Here is a 16,169-nt window from a genome sequence, read left to right on the forward strand (position 1 = left end):
CCATGAGCAAGATCCTGATCCGTGGTGCGAAGGTGCTCGGTGGCGAGCCGCAGGACGTCCTGATCGACGGAGAGATCATCGAGGCCGTCGGTGCCGGGCTGTCCGCCGACGGCGCCCAGGTCGTCGAGGCCGACGGCAAGGTGCTGCTGCCCGGCCTGGTCGACCTGCACACCCATCTGCGCGAGCCGGGCCGCGAGGACTCCGAGACCGTCCTGACCGGCACCCGGGCGGCCGCCTCCGGCGGTTACACGGCCGTGTTCGCCATGGCCAACACCTTCCCCGTGGCCGACACGGCCGGTGTCGTCGAGCAGGTCTACCGGCTCGGCCGGGAGCACGGTTACTGCGACGTGCAGCCCATCGGCGCCGTCACCGTCGGCCTGGAGGGCAGCAAGCTCGCCGAACTGGGCGCCATGCACGAGTCGGCGGCCGGCGTCACCGTCTTCTCCGACGACGGCAAGTGCGTCCACGACGCGGTGATCATGCGGCGGGCGCTGGAGTACGTGAAGGCCTTCGACGGCGTCGTCGCCCAGCACGCGCAGGAGCCCCGGCTGACCGAGGGCGCCCAGATGAACGAGGGCGTCGTCTCCTCCGAGCTGGGCCTGGGCGGCTGGCCCGCGGTGGCCGAGGAATCGATCATCGCCCGGGACGTCCTGCTCGCCGAGCACGTCGGCTCCCGCGTCCACATCTGCCACCTGTCCACCGCGGGCTCGGTCGAGATCGTGCGCTGGGCGAAGTCCCGCGGCATCCGGGTCACCGCCGAGGTCACCCCGCACCACCTGCTCCTCACCGACGAGCTGGTGCGCACCTACAACCCGGTCTACAAGGTCAACCCGCCGCTGCGCACCGAGCGCGACGTGCACGCCCTGCGCGAGGCGCTCGCCGACGGCACGATCGACATCGTCGCCACCGACCACGCCCCGCACCCGCACGAGGACAAGGACTGCGAGTGGGCCGCGGCCGCCATGGGCATGGTCGGCCTGGAGACCGCGCTGTCGGTGGTCCAGGAGACGATGGTGGAGACCGGGCTCCTCGACTGGGCCGGGGTCGCCGACCGCATGTCCGCCACGCCGGCCCGGATCGGGCAGGCGAAGGGCCACGGGCGTCCCGTCTCGGCTGGTGAGCCCGCCAACCTCACGCTCGTCGACACGGCATACCGTGGGTCGGTGGACCCCGCGGGCTTCGCCTCGCGCAGCCGGAACACCCCGTACGAGGGGCGTGAGCTGCCGGGCCGTGTGACGCACACGTGGCTCCGGGGCAAGGCCACGCTCGTCGACGGGAAACTCACGTGACACCTGTAATCCTGCTCGCGGCCGAGAAGGAATCGGCCGAAGTGACCGACTGGGCCGCCCGGATCGGCTGGGTCGTCGGCCTCGCCCTGTTCGTCGCGCTCGTGTACTGGCTGATGCGCGAGGGCTGGAAGTGGCGCGGCACGCTCCAGGGCGACCTCCCCGCCCTGCCCACCCGCCCGTCGCCCGCCACCACCCTCGACGGAGGCGGCAAGCCGCCCCTGCCTGGAATGCCGGACGACCCCGGCCCGGCGAGACTGAGCATGAGCGGTCGCTACCACGGCTCCACCACCGCCGGGCAGTGGCTCGACCGCATCGTGGCGCACGGCCTGGGCACCCGCAGCCGGGTGGAGCTCACCCTGACGGACGCGGGACTGGACGTCGTACGCCCCGGCGCGACCGACTTCTTCGTCCCGGCCGGTGCGCTGCGCGAGGCCGTGCTCGGCAAGGGCATCGCCGGCAAGGTCCTCACCGAGGGCGGACTGCTCGTGGTGACCTGGGCGCACGGCGGCAAACTGATCGACTCCGGATTCCGCTCCGACACCGCCGCCGAGCACAACGAGTGGGTCGACACCATCAACGCAATGATCAAAAAGACGGAAACTCAGACGGAAACGGAAGGCGCGCGATGACGACCTCCACCAGGGGAACCGCCAAGGCTCCCGCCGTACTCGTCCTGGAGGACGGCCGTGTCTTCCGCGGCCGCGCCTACGGGGCCGTGGGGGAGACCTTCGGCGAAGCGGTGTTCTCCACCGGCATGACCGGCTACCAGGAGACCCTCACCGACCCGTCGTACGACCGGCAGATCGTGGTCGCGACCGCCCCGCAGATCGGCAACACCGGCTGGAACGACGAGGACGACGAGTCCCGGCGCATCTGGGTCTCCGGCTACGTCGTGCGCGACCCCGCGCGCGTGCCCTCGAACTGGCGCTCCCAGCGGTCGCTCGACGACGAACTGGTCCGGCAGGACGTGGTCGGCATCTCCGGCATCGACACCCGCGCCCTCACCCGCCACCTGCGCGAGCGCGGCTCCATGCGGGCCGGGATCTTCTCCGGCCAGGCCCTCGCCCCCGACGCGGACCTCGTGGCGCGGGTGCAGGCCCAGCCGCACATGAAGGGCGCCAGCCTCTACGAGGAGGTCGCCACCCAGGAGGCGTACGTCGTCCCCGCGGTCGGCGAGAAGCGCTTCACGGTCGCCGCGATCGACCTCGGCATCAAGGGCATGACCCCGCACCGCATGGCCGAGCGCGGCATCGAGGTGCACGTGCTGCCCGCGACGGCCTCCGCCGACGAGGTCTACGCCGTCAACCCCGACGGCGTGTTCTTCTCCAACGGCCCCGGCGACCCGGCCACCGCCGAGGGACCGGTCGCGCTGATGAGCGAGGTGCTGGAGCGCCGGACGCCCCTGTTCGGCATCTGCTTCGGCAACCAGATCCTCGGCCGCGCCCTCGGCTTCGGCACCTACAAGCTGAAGTACGGCCACCGCGGCATCAACCAGCCGGTCCAGGACCGCACCACCGGCAAGGTCGAGGTCACCGCGCACAACCACGGCTTCGCCGTCGACGCGCCGCTCGACCGGGTCAGCGAGACGAAGTTCGGCCGCGCCGAGGTCTCCCACGTCTGCCTCAACGACGACGTCGTGGAGGGGCTCCAGCTGCTCGACCAGCCGGCCTTCTCCGTCCAGTACCACCCCGAAGCGGCCGCCGGTCCGCACGACGCCGCCTACCTGTTCGACCGCTTCGTATCCCTGATGGAGGGCCAGCGTGCCTAAGCGCACCGATATCCAGTCCGTCCTGGTCATCGGCTCCGGCCCGATCGTCATCGGCCAGGCCGCCGAGTTCGACTACTCCGGCACCCAGGCGTGCCGCGTCCTGCGCGCCGAGGGGCTCCGGGTCGTCCTGGTCAACTCCAACCCGGCGACGATCATGACCGACCCGGAGATCGCCGACGCCACCTATGTCGAGCCGATCACCCCGGAGTTCGTCGAGAAGATCATCGCCAAGGAGCGCCCCGACGCCCTGCTGCCCACGCTGGGCGGCCAGACGGCCCTGAACACCGCCATCTCGCTGGACGAGAACGGCGTCCTGGAGAAGTACGGCGTGGAACTGATCGGCGCCAACGTCGAGGCCATCCACAAGGGCGAGGACCGCGACCAGTTCAAGCTGGTCGTCGAGGAGGTCCGCAAGAAGATCGGGCACGGCGAGTCCGCCCGCTCGGTCATCTGCCACTCCATGGACGACGTCCTCGCCGGCGTCGACACCCTCGGCGGCTACCCGGTCGTCGTCCGCCCCTCCTTCACCATGGGCGGCGCCGGCTCCGGCTTCGCCCACGACGAGGAGGAGCTGCGCCGCATCGCCGGCCAGGGCCTCACGCTCTCCCCGACCACCGAGGTGCTCCTGGAGGAGTCCATCCTCGGCTGGAAGGAGTACGAGCTGGAGCTGATGCGCGACAAGCACGACAACGTCGTGGTCGTCTGCTCCATCGAGAACTTCGACCCCATGGGCGTGCACACCGGCGACTCGATCACCGTCGCGCCCTCGATGACGCTGACCGACCGCGAGTACCAGATCCTGCGCGACATCGGCATCGCCGTCATCCGCGAGGTCGGCGTCGACACCGGCGGCTGCAACATCCAGTTCGCGGTGAACCCCGAGGACGGTCGTGTGATCGTCATCGAGATGAACCCGCGCGTGTCCCGCTCCTCGGCGCTGGCCTCCAAGGCGACCGGCTTCCCCATCGCCAAGATCGCGGCCAAGCTCGCCGTCGGCTACACCCTCGACGAGATCCCGAACGACATCACGCAGGAGACCCCGGCCTCCTTCGAGCCGACGCTCGACTACGTGGTCGTGAAGGCCCCCCGCTTCGCCTTCGAGAAGTTCCCGAGCGCCGACTCCACGCTGACGACGACCATGAAGTCGGTCGGCGAGGCCATGGCCATCGGCCGCAACTTCACCGAGGCCTTCCAGAAGGCGCTGCGCTCGCTGGAGAAGAAGGGCAGCCAGTTCACCTTCGTCGGCGAGACCGGTGACAAGGAGGAGCTGCTGCGCGAGGCCGTGCGTCCCACCGACGGCCGGATCAACACCGTCATGCAGGCGATCCGCGCGGGCGCCACCCCCGAGGAGGTCTTCGAGTACACGAAGATCGACCCCTGGTTCGTCGACCAGCTGTTCCTGATCAAGGAGATCGCGGACGACCTCGGGGAGGCGCCGGAGCTCACCTCCGAGCTGCTCGCCGAGGCCAAGCGGCACGGCTTCTCCGACCAGCAGATCGCCGAGATCCGCGGGCTGCGCGAGGACGTCGTGCGCGAGGTGCGGCACGCGCTGGGCATCCGGCCGGTCTACAAGACGGTCGACACCTGCGCCGCCGAGTTCGCCGCGAAGACGCCGTACTTCTACTCCTCCTACGACGAGGAGAGCGAGGTCGCGCCGCGCGAGAAGCCGGCCGTCATCATCCTGGGCTCCGGCCCCAACCGCATCGGCCAGGGCATCGAGTTCGACTACTCGTGCGTCCACGCCTCCTTCGCGCTGTCCGACGCCGGGTACGAGACCGTGATGGTCAACTGCAACCCGGAGACCGTCTCCACGGACTACGACACCTCCGACCGCCTGTACTTCGAGCCGCTGACGCTCGAGGACGTGCTGGAGATCGTCCACGCGGAGGCCCAGGCCGGCCCGATCGCGGGCGTCGTCGTCCAGCTCGGCGGCCAGACCCCGCTGGGCCTGGCGCAGGCGCTGAAGGACAACGGCGTGCCGATCGTCGGCACCCCGCCCGAGGCGATCCACGCGGCCGAGGACCGGGGCGCCTTCGGGCGGGTGCTCGCCGAGGCGGGCCTGCCCGCCCCGAAGCACGGCACGGCCACCACCTTCACCGAGGCCAAGGCCATCGCCGACGAGATCGGCTACCCGGTCCTCGTCCGGCCGTCGTACGTCCTCGGCGGCCGCGGCATGGAGATCGTCTACGACGAGACCCGGCTGTCCGCCTACATCGCCGAGTCGACCGAGATCAGCCCCACCCGGCCGGTCCTCGTCGACCGCTTCCTCGACGACGCCATCGAGATCGACGTCGACGCCCTCTACGACGGCGAGGAGCTGTACCTCGGCGGTGTCATGGAGCACATCGAGGAGGCCGGCATCCACTCCGGCGACTCGGCGTGCGCCCTGCCCCCGATCACCCTCGGCGGCTTCGACATCAAGCGGCTGCGCGCCTCCACGGAGGCCATCGCCAAGGGCGTCGGCGTCCGCGGCCTGATCAACATCCAGTTCGCGATGGCCGGCGACATCCTCTACGTCCTGGAGGCCAACCCGCGCGCGTCCCGCACGGTGCCCTTCACCTCGAAGGCGACGGCGGTGCCGCTGGCGAAGGCCGCCGCCCGCATCTCGCTCGGCGCGACCGTCGCCGAGCTGCGGAGCGAGGGCCTGCTCCCGGCCAACGGCGACGGCGGCGAACTGCCGCTGGACGCGCCGATCTCGGTGAAGGAGGCCGTGATGCCCTGGAGCCGCTTCCGGGACACCTCCGGACGCGGCGTCGACACCGTGCTCGGCCCGGAGATGCGCTCCACCGGCGAGGTCATGGGCATCGACTCCGTCTTCGGCACGGCGTACGCCAAGTCGCAGGCGGGCGCCTACGGCCCGCTGCCCACCAAGGGCCGCGCGTTCATCTCGGTCGCCAACCGCGACAAGCGCTCGATGATCTTCCCGGCGCGCGAGCTCGTCGGCCACGGCTTCGAGCTGCTCGCCACCTCCGGCACCGCCGAGGTCCTGCGCCGCAACGGCATCAACGCCACGGTCGTGCGCAAGCAGTCCGAGGGCACCGGCCCGAACGGCGAGAAGACCATCGTCCAGCTGATCCACGACGGCGAGGTCGACCTCATCGTCAACACCCCGTACGGCACCGGCGGCCGCCTCGACGGCTACGAGATCCGCACGGCGGCCGTGGCACGGTCCGTGCCCTGCCTGACGACGGTCCAGGCGCTCGCCGCCGCCGTCCAGGGCATCGACGCCCTCAACCACGGTGACGTGGGCGTCCGCTCGCTCCAGGAACACGCGGAACACCTGACCGCGGCCCGCGACTAGCCAGCAGCCGACGAGGGGGACACCGGAAACGGTGTCCCCCTCTTCATGAGGACCGGTGTCCTCGTGAAGACCCTTAGGACTTCTCAGATGTACAAGCTCTTCTTCCACCTGGTCTTCCGGCGGATGGACCCGGAGAAGGCCCATCACCTGGCCTTCCGCTGGATCCGCCTGGCCGTCCGCGTCCCCGTGCTGCGCGTCTTCGCCGCCGCCGTGCTGGCCCCGCGCCACCGGGAACTGCGCACCGAGGCCTTCGGGCTGCGCATGCACGGCCCCTTCGGGCTCGCCGCCGGCTTCGACAAGAACGCCGTCGCGATCGACGGGATGTCCATGCTGGGCTTCGACCACGTCGAGATCGGCACGGTGACGGGGGAGGCGCAGCCGGGCAACCCCAAGAAGCGGCTATTCCGCCTCGTCGACGACCGGGCGCTGATCAACCGCATGGGCTTCAACAACGAGGGCTCGCTGGCCGTCGCCGCCCGCCTGGCGTCCCGCGAGCCCGTCTTCAAGACCGTCGTCGGCGTCAACATCGGCAAGACCAAGGCCGTCCCGGAGGCCGAGGCCGTCGCCGACTACGTGAAGTCGACCGAGCGGCTCGCGCCGTACGCCGACTACCTGGTCGTGAACGTCTCCTCGCCGAACACACCCGGTCTGCGCAATCTCCAGGCGACCGAGGCGCTGCGGCCCCTGCTCGGCGCCGTCCGCGAGGCCGCCGACCGCACGGTCGTCAACCGCCGGGTCCCGCTGCTGGTGAAGATCGCGCCGGACCTCGCCGACGAGGACGTGGACGCGGTCGCCGACCTGGCCGTCGAACTCGGCCTGGACGGGATCATCGCCACGAACACCACCATCGCGCGGGACGGGCTCGGTCTGACGTCCGACCCCTCGCTGGTGAAGGAGACGGGCGGGCTGTCCGGCGCCCCGCTCAAGACGCGCTCCCTGGAGGTGCTGCGCCGCCTCTACGCGCGCGTGGGCGACCGCGTCACCCTGGTGGGCGTCGGCGGCGTCGAGAACGCCGAGGACGCCTGGCAGCGCATCCTCGCCGGCGCCACCCTCGTCCAGGGCTACAGCGCCTTCATCTATGAGGGGCCCTTCTGGGGCCGCGCCGTCCACCAGGGGCTCGCGGCACGGCTGCGCCAGAGCCCGTACGCCACGCTGGCCGACGCGGTCGGCGCCGACGTGAGGAGCACGCGATGACCCTGGAACCCTTCGGCGCGCGCCTGCGCCGGGCCATGGACGAGCGCGGACCGCTCTGCGTCGGGATCGACCCGCACGCGTCCCTGCTCGCCGAGTGGGGGCTCGGTGACGACGTCGCCGGGCTGGAGCGGTTCGGCCGCACCGTCGTCGAGGCGCTGGCCGACCGGGTCGCCGTCATGAAGCCGCAGAGCGCCTTCTTCGAACGCTTCGGCTCGCGCGGCGTCGCCGTCCTGGAGCGGGTCGTCCAGGAGGCGCGCTCGGCCGGGACCCTGGTCGTGATGGACGCCAAGCGCGGCGACATCGGCTCGACCATGGCCGGGTACGCCGAGGCCTACCTGCGCGAGGGCGCCCCGCTGTTCTCCGACGCCCTCACCGTCTCGCCCTACCTCGGCTACGGCTCCCTGAGCCCCGCCGTCGCCCTCGCGCGCGAGAGCGGCACCGGTCTGTTCGTGCTGGCGCTGACGTCGAACCCCGAGGGCGGCGAGGTCCAGCACGCGGTGCGCGCGGACGGCCGCAGTGTCGGCGCGACGATGCTGGGGCACCTGGCCGCCGAGAACGAGGGGGAGGAGCCGCTCGGCTCCTTCGGGGCGGTCGTCGGCGCCACGGTCGGTGACCTGTCCTCGTACGACCTCGCCGTCAACGGCCCGCTCCTCGCGCCCGGCATCGGGGCGCAGGGGGCGACCGCGGCGGATCTGCCCCGGGTCTTCGGGGCAGCGGTGCGCAATGTGGTGCCGAACGTGAGCCGCGGAGTGTTGCGCCACGGTCCCGACGCGGTCGCTCTGCGTGACGCCGCGGACCGGTTCGCCGACGAGGTCAGGACCGCCCTGGCGGCCGTCTGATCGCCGACGGCCGCCCGACCGGGGATTCGGCCGGGCGGCCGGGGCCGGTTCTGAGTCTGGATACATTCTCAAATCCGGGGCATTATGTCCTCAATGTCCGGCCTGACGGAGGCTGACCAGGACTTTTCCTCTGTTCTCGCTGACTCTGGCGGAGTTGGCCGCTAGTCTCCGACGGAGAGTGAACGGGCAAGCGTGTTGCTCGTGGCTCCCCAGGTGTGGGGCGACTAGGTTCCTCACCGGTCCGTATCCGACAGTTCGACATCCGAGGTGACGTAGGCGTGGCTCTTCCGCCCCTTACCCCCGAACAGCGCGCAGCCGCGCTCGAAAAGGCCGCCGCGGCTCGCCGGGAGCGGGCCGAGGTCAAGAATCGACTGAAGCACTCCGGCGCCTCCCTTCACGAGGTCATCAAGCAGGGCCAGGAGAACGACGTCATCGGCAAGATGAAGGTCTCCGCCCTGCTCGAGTCCCTGCCGGGCGTGGGCAAGGTCCGCGCCAAGCAGATCATGGAGCGACTCGGCATCTCCGAGAGCCGCCGGGTGCGCGGCCTCGGCTCCAACCAGATCGCGTCTCTGGAGCGTGAGTTCGGCGAGACCGCCAAGTGAGTCCGAGGTGCTCCGGGCAGCGGGTCCCGGGCACCGCGGGACAACTGGAATAATCGCTGCATGGCTGTAACACTCCGGGGGGCGACCCCCGAACCCCCGGACGCACGTCCGCGGCTGACCGTGCTCTCCGGCCCCTCCGGGGTCGGCAAGAGCACGGTCGTCGCCCATATGCGCAAGGAACACCCCGAGGTCTGGCTCTCGGTGTCGGCGACGACCCGCAAGCCCCGCCCCGGAGAGAAGCACGGTGTCCACTACTTCTTCGTCGCCGACGACGAGATGGACAAGCTGATCGCCAACGGTGAGCTGCTGGAGTGGGCCGAGTTCGCCGGCAACCGCTACGGCACTCCGCGAGCCGCCGTGCTGGAGCGTCTGGAGGCCGGCGAGCCCGTCCTGCTGGAGATCGACCTCCAGGGCGCCCGGCAGGTCCGCGAGTCCATGCCGGAGGCCCAGCTGGTGTTCCTGGCTCCGCCCTCCTGGGAGGAGCTGGTGCGCAGGCTCACCGGGCGGGGCACCGAGCCGCCCGAGGTGATCGAGCGCCGTCTGGAGGCGGCGAAGGTCGAGCTGGCGGCGGAGCCGGAGTTCGACGAGACCCTGGTCAACACCTCCGTCGAGGACGTGGCGCGTGAGCTGCTAGCCTTGACAGACGTTGTGTGATCGAGCCTGATCCTTCAGACTGATCCTTTTCCATCCATCGGAAGGTAGAGCGTGTCCTCTTCCATCTCCGCGCCCGAGGGCATCATCAACCCGCCGATCGACGAGCTCCTCGAGGCCACCGACTCGAAGTACAGCCTCGTGATCTACGCGGCCAAGCGGGCCCGCCAGATCAACGCGTACTACTCGCAGCTCGGCGAGGGCCTCCTCGAGTACGTCGGTCCGCTCGTCGACACCCACGTCCACGAGAAGCCGCTCTCGATCGCCCTCCGCGAGATCAACGCGGGGCTGCTGACGTCCGAGGCCATCGAGGGCCCGGCCCAGTAGTCCTTCCAGCTCGCAGTTGGTTGTTCCACAGGCCCGGCAGCGCGACTGTCGGGCCTGTGGTGTGTGATGAACCGGTACGCCGGAGCCGCGGCGTGCCCCATCCGAGGTCCGGGGAGAGACGGTGGACAAGCCGAAGGTCGTTCTGGGAGTCAGTGGTGGCATCGCCGCCTACAAGGCGTGCGAGCTGCTGCGCAGGCTGACGGAGTCCGGCCATGACGTACGGGTCGTCCCCACCGCCTCCGCCCTGCACTTCGTCGGCGCCGCGACCTGGTCCGCGCTCTCCGGGAACCCGGTCTCCACCGAGGTCTGGGACGACGTCCACGAGGTCCCCCACGTCCGGATCGGCCAGCGCGCCGACCTGGTGGTCGTCGCCCCCGCCACCGCGGACATGCTCGCGAAGGCCGCCCACGGCCTGGCGGACGACCTGCTGACGAACACCCTGCTCACCGCCCGCTGCCCGGTCGTCTTCGCCCCCGCCATGCACACCGAGATGTGGGAGCACCCGGCCACCCAGGAGAACGTGGCGACGCTGCGCCGCCGCGGCGCGGTCGTCATCGAGCCGGCCGTGGGCCGCCTCACCGGCGTCGACACCGGCAAGGGACGGCTGCCCGACCCGGCCGAGATCTTCGAGGTGTGCCGCCGCGTGCTGGCCAGGGGGGTGCGGGAGCCCGACCTCGCCGGCCGGCACGTCGTCGTCAGTGCCGGCGGGACCCGCGAGCCCCTCGACCCCGTCCGCTTCCTCGGCAACCGCTCCTCCGGCAAGCAGGGCTACGCCCTCGCCCGGACCGCCGCCGCCCGCGGGGCCCGGGTCACGCTGGTCGCCGCCAACACCGGCCTGCCCGACCCCGCCGGCGTGGACGTCGTCCAGGTCGGTACGGCCGTGCAGATGCGCGAGGCGGTCCTGAAGGCGGCCGCCGACGCCGACGCGGTCGTCATGGCCGCCGCCGTCGCCGACTTCCGCCCGGCGGCGTACGCGGCCGGCAAGATCAAGAAGCAGGACGGCCGGGAACCGGAACCCCTGGTCCTCGTGCGTAATCCGGACATCCTCGCGGAGGTCTCGACCGGACGCACCCATCCGGGTCAAGTCGTCGTCGGCTTCGCCGCGGAGACGGACGACGTGCTGGCCAACGGCCGCGCGAAGCTCCGACGCAAGGGCTGTGACCTGCTGGTGGTCAATGAGGTGGGGGAGCTCAAGACCTTCGGCTCCGAGGACAACGAGGCCGTCGTCCTGGGCGCCGACGGCAGCGAGACCGCCGTACCCCACGGCCCCAAGGAGGCCTTGGCCGAAACCGTGTGGGACCTGGTGGCGCGACGCCTGGGCTGACTGTTTGATGCGCTTCGCCGTTCCGTTACGGCTCGCTCAACCGGGCGTGGCTGACCTGGCCAACAGTGCCGGGCATTCGGCAGAATGCCAGTGCCGCAGGTCACAGCGCTCCCGAGAGGCGAGACGGGTGGGCCGGTGGCGAAGCGCGACCGATAAACTGTTCTCGGACGACGCCGGGCGCAGCTCCCGTCGCGTCCGCCCATGATCAGCCAGCAGCCGCTGCAACCCCAGGGAGCGTTGTGTCCCGTCGCCTGTTCACCTCGGAGTCCGTGACCGAGGGTCACCCCGACAAGATCGCTGACCAGATCAGCGACACCATCCTCGACGCGTTGCTCCGCGAGGACCCCACGTCCCGGGTCGCCGTCGAGACGCTGATCACGACCGGTCTGGTGCACGTGGCCGGCGAGGTCACCACCCAGGCGTACGCGCCGATCCCGCAGCTCGTCCGGGACAAGATCCTCGAGATCGGCTACGACTCCTCCAAGAAGGGCTTCGACGGCGCCTCCTGCGGTGTCTCGGTGTCGATCGGCGCGCAGTCCCCGGACATCGCCCAGGGTGTCGACACGGCGTACGAGACCCGGGTCGAGGGCGACGACGACGAACTGGACCGGCAGGGCGCCGGCGACCAGGGCCTGATGTTCGGCTACGCGTCCGACGAGACGCCGACGCTGATGCCGCTGCCGATCTTCCTGGCCCACCGCCTGTCCAAGCGGCTCTCGGACGTCCGCAAGAACGGGACCATCCCCTACCTGCGCCCCGACGGCAAGACCCAGGTCACCATCGAGTACGACGGCGACAAGGCGGTCCGCCTCGACACCGTCGTCGTCTCCTCGCAGCACGCGTCCGACATCGACCTGGAGTCCCTGCTCGCTCCCGACATCCGCGAGTTCGTCGTCGAGCCGGAGCTGAAGGCGCTCCTCGACGAGGGCATCAAGATCGACACCGAGAACTACCGCCTGCTGGTGAACCCCACCGGCCGCTTCGAGATCGGCGGCCCCATGGGCGACGCCGGCCTCACCGGCCGCAAGATCATCATCGACACGTACGGCGGCTTCGCCCGCCACGGCGGCGGCGCCTTCTCCGGCAAGGACCCGTCCAAGGTCGACCGCTCCGCGGCGTACGCGATGCGCTGGGTCGCGAAGAACGTCGTCGCCGCCGGCCTGGCCGCGCGCTGCGAGGTCCAGGTCGCCTACGCGATCGGCAAGGCCGAGCCGGTCGGTCTGTTCGTCGAGACCTTCGGCACGCACAAGGTCGACCCGGAGAAGATCGAGAAGGCCATCGACGAGGTCTTCGACCTCCGCCCGGCCGCGATCATCCGCGACCTCGACCTGCTCCGCCCGATCTACGCCCAGACGGCCGCCTACGGCCACTTCGGCCGTGAGCTGCCCGACTTCACGTGGGAGCGCACGGACCGGGTGGAGGCGCTGCGCGAGGCGGCGGGCCTGTAGGACCGGCGACCACGCCCTGCGGTGAGCGAGGCCCGGTGTCCCTTCGGGGGCGCCGGGCCTTTCGCGTGCGGGGCGGTGTCCCGGGAGGCCGTGCGCGGGTGGGCTGTGCTGGGGGCCGTTGTCGGAGGGGTTTGGTAAGAATGCAAGCGTGAGCAGCGAGAACGGGCACGGGGAAGGCGGCGCCGGTGGCGACGGGGCGCCGCCGGAGCAGCTCGCGCTGATCCGGGAGAGCGTGCGCCGGGCCAAGGTGCCGCGGGCGAAGCCGCGGACGTGGCGGGGGGCTGCCCTGGCCGAGGAGCTGCCGGTCGCCCGGGTGCTCGTCGACAAGGGGGTGCTGCACCTCGACCGGTACTTCGACTACGCGGTGCCGGCCGAGCTGGACGCCGACGCCCAGCCCGGTGTGCGCGTGCGGGTCCGGTTCGGCGCCGGGCGCGGGCGGGTGCGTGAGGGACGGCGTGAGGGCGGCGGGCTCGTCGACGGCTTCCTGGTCGAGCGGCTCGCCGAGTCGGACTACGCGGGGCCGCTGGCCGCCCTCGCCCAGGTGGTGTCGCCGGAGCGTGTCCTGAGCACGGAGCTGCTCGGGCTGGCGCGGGCCGTCGCCGACCGGTACGCGGGGAGCCTGGCGGACGTGCTGCAACTGGCCGTGCCGCCGCGCAGCGCCCGGGCGGAGCAGCGGCCCTCGCCCGCGCCGCTGCCCCCGCCGTCGGCGCCGGAGACCGGGTCCTGGGCCCGCTACGAACACGGGGGGGCCTTTCTGGCGGCGCTGGCGTCCGGGGCGTCCCCGCGGGCCGTGTGGAACGCGCTGCCGGGGCCCGGGTGGAGCGAGGAGGTGGCGCGGGCCGTCGCCGCGACGCTGGCCTCCGGACGCGGCGCCCTCGTCGTCGTACCGGACGGGCGGGCCGCCGCCCGCGTGGACGCGGCGCTGACCGGGGTGCTGGGGGAGGGGCGGCACGCGCTCCTCACCGCCGACGCCGGGCCGGAGAAGCGGTACGGGCAGTGGCTCGCCGTGCGACGGGGTGCGGTCCGGGCGGTCGTCGGGACGCGGGCCGCGATGTTCGCCCCGGTGCGCGACCTCGGGCTGCTGGTGATCTGGGACGACGGCGACGACAGCCACAGCGAGCAGCACGCGCCGCAGCCGCACGCGCGGGACGTGCTGCTGCTGCGGGCCGCTCAGGACGGGTGCGCCTTCCTGATGGGGGGGTGGAGCTGCACCGTCGAGGGTGCGCAGCTCGTCGAGACCGGGTGGGCGCGGCCGCTGGTCGCCGCGCGGGAGCAGGTGCGGCACGCGGCGCCGCTCGTGCGGACCGTGGGGGATCAGGACCTCGCGCGGGACGAGGCCGCCCGGGCGGCCCGGTTGCCGACGCTCGCCTGGCAGGCCGTCCGGGAGGGGCTGCGGCACGGGCCGGTGCTCGTCCAGGTGCCGCGGCGGGGGTACGTGCCGCGGATGGCGTGCGCCGCCTGCCGGGCGCCGGCGCGGTGCCGGCACTGCTCCGGGCCGCTGGAGGCGCGCGACGGCGGCGAGCTGTCGTGCGGGTGGTGCGGGCGGGAGGAGAGCGCCTGGCACTGCCCCGAGTGCGGCGGCTTCCGGCTGCGGGCGCAGGTCGTCGGGGCGCGGCGGACCGCCGAGGAACTGGGGCGGGCGTTCCCCGCCGTCCCCGTGCGCACGTCCGGGCGTGAGCAGGTGCTGGACACCGTGCCGGGGACGCCCGCGCTCGTCGTCAGCACTCCGGGCGCCGAGCCCGTCGCCGAGGGCGGCTACGCGGCGGCCCTGCTGCTGGACGGCTGGGCCATGCTCGGGCGGCCCGACCTGAGGGCCGGGGAGGACGCCCTGCGGCGGTGGATCGCGGCCGCCTCTCTGGTCCGGCCGCAGGGGGACGGCGGCACCGTGGTCGTCGTCGCCGAACCGACCCTGCGGCCGGTGCAGGCGCTGGTGCGCTGGGACCCGGTCGGGCACGCGGTGCGGGAACTCGCCGAGCGGGCCGAACTGGGGTTCCCGCCGGTGTCCCGGATGGCGGCGGTGGCGGGCACGGGGGAGGCGGTGGCCGCGTTCCTGGGGGCCGTGGAACTGCCCCGGGAGGCTGAGGTGCTGGGGCCCGTGCCGCTGCCGGTCCCCCCTGCGGGGCGGGCGCGGCGGCCGGGGGCGCCGCCGCCCGGGGAGCAGTGGGAGAGGGCGCTGGTCCGGGTGCCGCCGGGGCGGGGGTCCGCGCTGGCCTCCGCGCTGAAGACCGCGCAGGCGGCCCGGATGGCCCGGGGAGGGAACGGGGGAGGCGCGTCGTCGGCGGTGTGGGTGCGGATCGACCCGCCCGACATCGGGTGACGGCACGGACGGGGGACCGGGCTCGTCGTCGGTGGCGCTCGATGGGGTGCCGCTGTTTCCCCGGGGCGCGCCCGGGTGTGCCACTGCCCCCTCGGGAGCGGGCGCCGAGAGGGCAGCGGGGACGCGGGTGCGTCAGCCGTTGCGCGGGCCGGGGAAGGCCGTCGGTCTGGCCTCGTCGCGCAGGGCGGGGCTGCCGGCCGTCGGCTGGGTCGGCATCGAACGGGCCGCGGGGACCGTCGGGACCGCCGGGATGCCGGTGCCCACGTTGACCGTACGGGTTCCCGAGGGCTCCGTCGCGCGGTCGGACTCCGGGGTGGCCTGGGCGGTGGCGCGGCGGGAGCCGTAACGGCGGTGGACGGCCTGCTTGGTGACGCCGAGCGCGGAACCCACCGCGTCCCACGAGAAGCCGAGCGAGCGGTCGAAGTCGACCGCCGCGGTGACCAGGGTCTCGACGCTGTCCCGCAGCTCCTGCGCGAGGCGGACGGTGGGGGCGGGGGCGCGTCCGTAGACGACGAAGCCCGTGGACGGGCCGGAGCGGCGCGGGCGGTAGACGTTGCCCAGCTGCGCGGTCAGGGTGCGCAGCGCGTCCACCTGCCGGCGGACCCGCTCGATGTCCCGCACCAACAAGTGCAGGCTGGCCCGGGCCTGGGCGTCGTGGGTTGCGTGGTCGGCCATGAACAAGCCTCTCGAACCGGCGTTGCGGAGATATGGGGCGGGCCGCCGCGGAGAGCGGTCCGGTGTGGTCAACTCTTTCTTGACCAACGCGGGTTCGCTCCGCTGGTCACGGTGTGGGGGCGTATGGGCATATGCGTACGCCCCCGTCGCGGGGCCCGCGCTGTGCGGCCCTCGGCCTGCGCCGATCGGTCCTCGGCCTGCGCCGGGTCGGTCCGCCGTCCCGGGCCGGATCGGTCCGCCGTCCCGTGCCGGATCGGCCTGCCGTCCTGCGGCGTTCGGCCCGCCGTCCTGCGGCGTTGGGCCCGCCGTCCCACGCCGACCGGTCCCCGTTCCGTGGCGATCGGTCCTCGGCCTGCGCCGGGTCGGTCCGCCGTCCCGGGCCGGATCGGTCCGCCGTCCCGTGCCGGATCGGCCTGCCGTCCTGCGGCGTTCGG

13 protein-coding genes are annotated in these 16,169 nt (G+C 72.4%); 12 read left to right on the forward strand and 1 reads right to left on the reverse strand.

The window, feature by feature from the left end:
• Positions 1-2: 2 nt before the first annotated feature.
• From ACIP67_RS12025 to ACIP67_RS12080, 12 genes are all read left to right on the forward strand, one after another.
• A complete protein-coding gene (locus ACIP67_RS12025; RefSeq protein ID WP_401690927.1) occupies positions 3-1,289 on the forward strand; it encodes a dihydroorotase in 1,287 nt (428 codons plus the stop codon).
• Positions 1,286-1,918 carry a hypothetical protein gene (locus ACIP67_RS12030; RefSeq protein WP_401690928.1) on the forward strand — a complete coding sequence of 211 codons (633 nt, stop codon included), beginning with the start codon at positions 1,286-1,288 and terminating at the stop codon, positions 1,916-1,918. The genes ACIP67_RS12025 and ACIP67_RS12030 overlap by 4 nt, the downstream gene beginning before the upstream one ends.
• A complete protein-coding gene (gene carA / locus ACIP67_RS12035; protein ID WP_401690930.1) occupies positions 1,915-3,057 on the forward strand; it encodes a glutamine-hydrolyzing carbamoyl-phosphate synthase small subunit in 1,143 nt (380 codons plus the stop codon). The genes ACIP67_RS12030 and carA overlap by 4 nt, the downstream gene beginning before the upstream one ends.
• Positions 3,050-6,358: a carbamoyl-phosphate synthase large subunit gene (gene carB, locus ACIP67_RS12040; protein WP_401690932.1), complete on the forward strand. Its 3,309-nt coding sequence runs from the start codon at positions 3,050-3,052 to the stop codon at positions 6,356-6,358. Before carA ends, carB begins: the two co-directional genes overlap by 8 nt.
• 87 nt (positions 6,359-6,445) lie before the next feature.
• Entirely contained in the window at positions 6,446-7,552 is a 1,107-nt protein-coding gene (locus ACIP67_RS12045; protein WP_401691001.1) for a quinone-dependent dihydroorotate dehydrogenase, read from the forward strand.
• Positions 7,549-8,391: an orotidine-5'-phosphate decarboxylase gene (gene pyrF / locus ACIP67_RS12050; protein ID WP_401690934.1), complete on the forward strand. Its 843-nt coding sequence runs from the start codon at positions 7,549-7,551 to the stop codon at positions 8,389-8,391. Before ACIP67_RS12045 ends, pyrF begins: the two co-directional genes overlap by 4 nt.
• A gap of 278 nt (positions 8,392-8,669) precedes the next feature.
• Positions 8,670-8,993 (forward strand): integration host factor, encoded by a 324-nt coding sequence (locus tag ACIP67_RS12055; RefSeq protein ID WP_130444535.1) that lies wholly within the window; start codon positions 8,670-8,672, stop codon positions 8,991-8,993.
• 60 nt (positions 8,994-9,053) lie between these two features.
• Positions 9,054-9,647 carry a guanylate kinase gene (gene gmk, locus ACIP67_RS12060; protein ID WP_401690935.1) on the forward strand — a complete coding sequence of 198 codons (594 nt, stop codon included), beginning with the start codon at positions 9,054-9,056 and terminating at the stop codon, positions 9,645-9,647.
• 51 nt (positions 9,648-9,698) lie between these two features.
• Positions 9,699-9,971, forward strand: a complete 273-nt coding sequence (gene rpoZ, locus ACIP67_RS12065) for a DNA-directed RNA polymerase subunit omega (RefSeq protein ID WP_003977348.1) — start codon at positions 9,699-9,701, stop codon at positions 9,969-9,971.
• A gap of 121 nt (positions 9,972-10,092) precedes the next feature.
• On the forward strand, positions 10,093-11,295 hold the full coding sequence (gene coaBC, locus ACIP67_RS12070) for a bifunctional phosphopantothenoylcysteine decarboxylase/phosphopantothenate--cysteine ligase CoaBC (protein ID WP_401690937.1): 1,203 nt from the start codon (positions 10,093-10,095) through the stop codon (positions 11,293-11,295).
• Positions 11,296-11,534: 239 nt separating this feature from the next.
• The gene (gene metK / locus ACIP67_RS12075) at positions 11,535-12,743 is read left to right on the forward strand and encodes a methionine adenosyltransferase (protein WP_389519561.1); all 1,209 of its coding nucleotides are present in this window, start codon (positions 11,535-11,537) and stop codon (positions 12,741-12,743) included.
• A 148-nt stretch (positions 12,744-12,891) separates the two neighbouring features.
• Positions 12,892-15,060 carry a primosomal protein N' gene (locus ACIP67_RS12080; protein ID WP_401690939.1) on the forward strand — a complete coding sequence of 723 codons (2,169 nt, stop codon included), beginning with the start codon at positions 12,892-12,894 and terminating at the stop codon, positions 15,058-15,060.
• Positions 15,061-15,192: 132 nt separating this feature from the next.
• On the opposite strand, the gene ACIP67_RS12085 is transcribed toward ACIP67_RS12080, so the two are convergent.
• Positions 15,193-15,735, reverse strand: coding sequence for a hypothetical protein (locus ACIP67_RS12085; RefSeq protein ID WP_401690941.1), 543 nt, complete (start codon positions 15,733-15,735; stop codon positions 15,193-15,195).
• Positions 15,736-16,169: the final 434 nt, after the last annotated feature.

Source organism: Streptomyces sp. NPDC088812 (assembly GCF_044750285.1).
Taxonomy (GTDB): domain Bacteria; phylum Actinomycetota; class Actinomycetes; order Streptomycetales; family Streptomycetaceae; genus Streptomyces.

Excerpts from the sequence above, each read along its gene's own strand:
- ACIP67_RS12025 (WP_401690927.1), top strand. The coding sequence starts at position 3 with ATGAGCAAGATCCTGATCCGTGGTGCGAAGGTGCTCGGTGGCGAGCCG.
- carA (WP_401690930.1), top strand. The coding sequence starts at position 1,915 with ATGACGACCTCCACCAGGGGAACCGCCAAGGCTCCCGCCGTACTCGTC.
- ACIP67_RS12045 (WP_401691001.1), top strand. The coding sequence starts at position 6,446 with ATGTACAAGCTCTTCTTCCACCTGGTCTTCCGGCGGATGGACCCGGAG.
- pyrF (WP_401690934.1), top strand. The coding sequence starts at position 7,549 with ATGACCCTGGAACCCTTCGGCGCGCGCCTGCGCCGGGCCATGGACGAG.
- gmk (WP_401690935.1), top strand. The coding sequence starts at position 9,054 with ATGGCTGTAACACTCCGGGGGGCGACCCCCGAACCCCCGGACGCACGT.
- ACIP67_RS12085 (WP_401690941.1), bottom strand. The coding sequence starts at position 15,735 with ATGGCCGACCACGCAACCCACGACGCCCAGGCCCGGGCCAGCCTGCAC.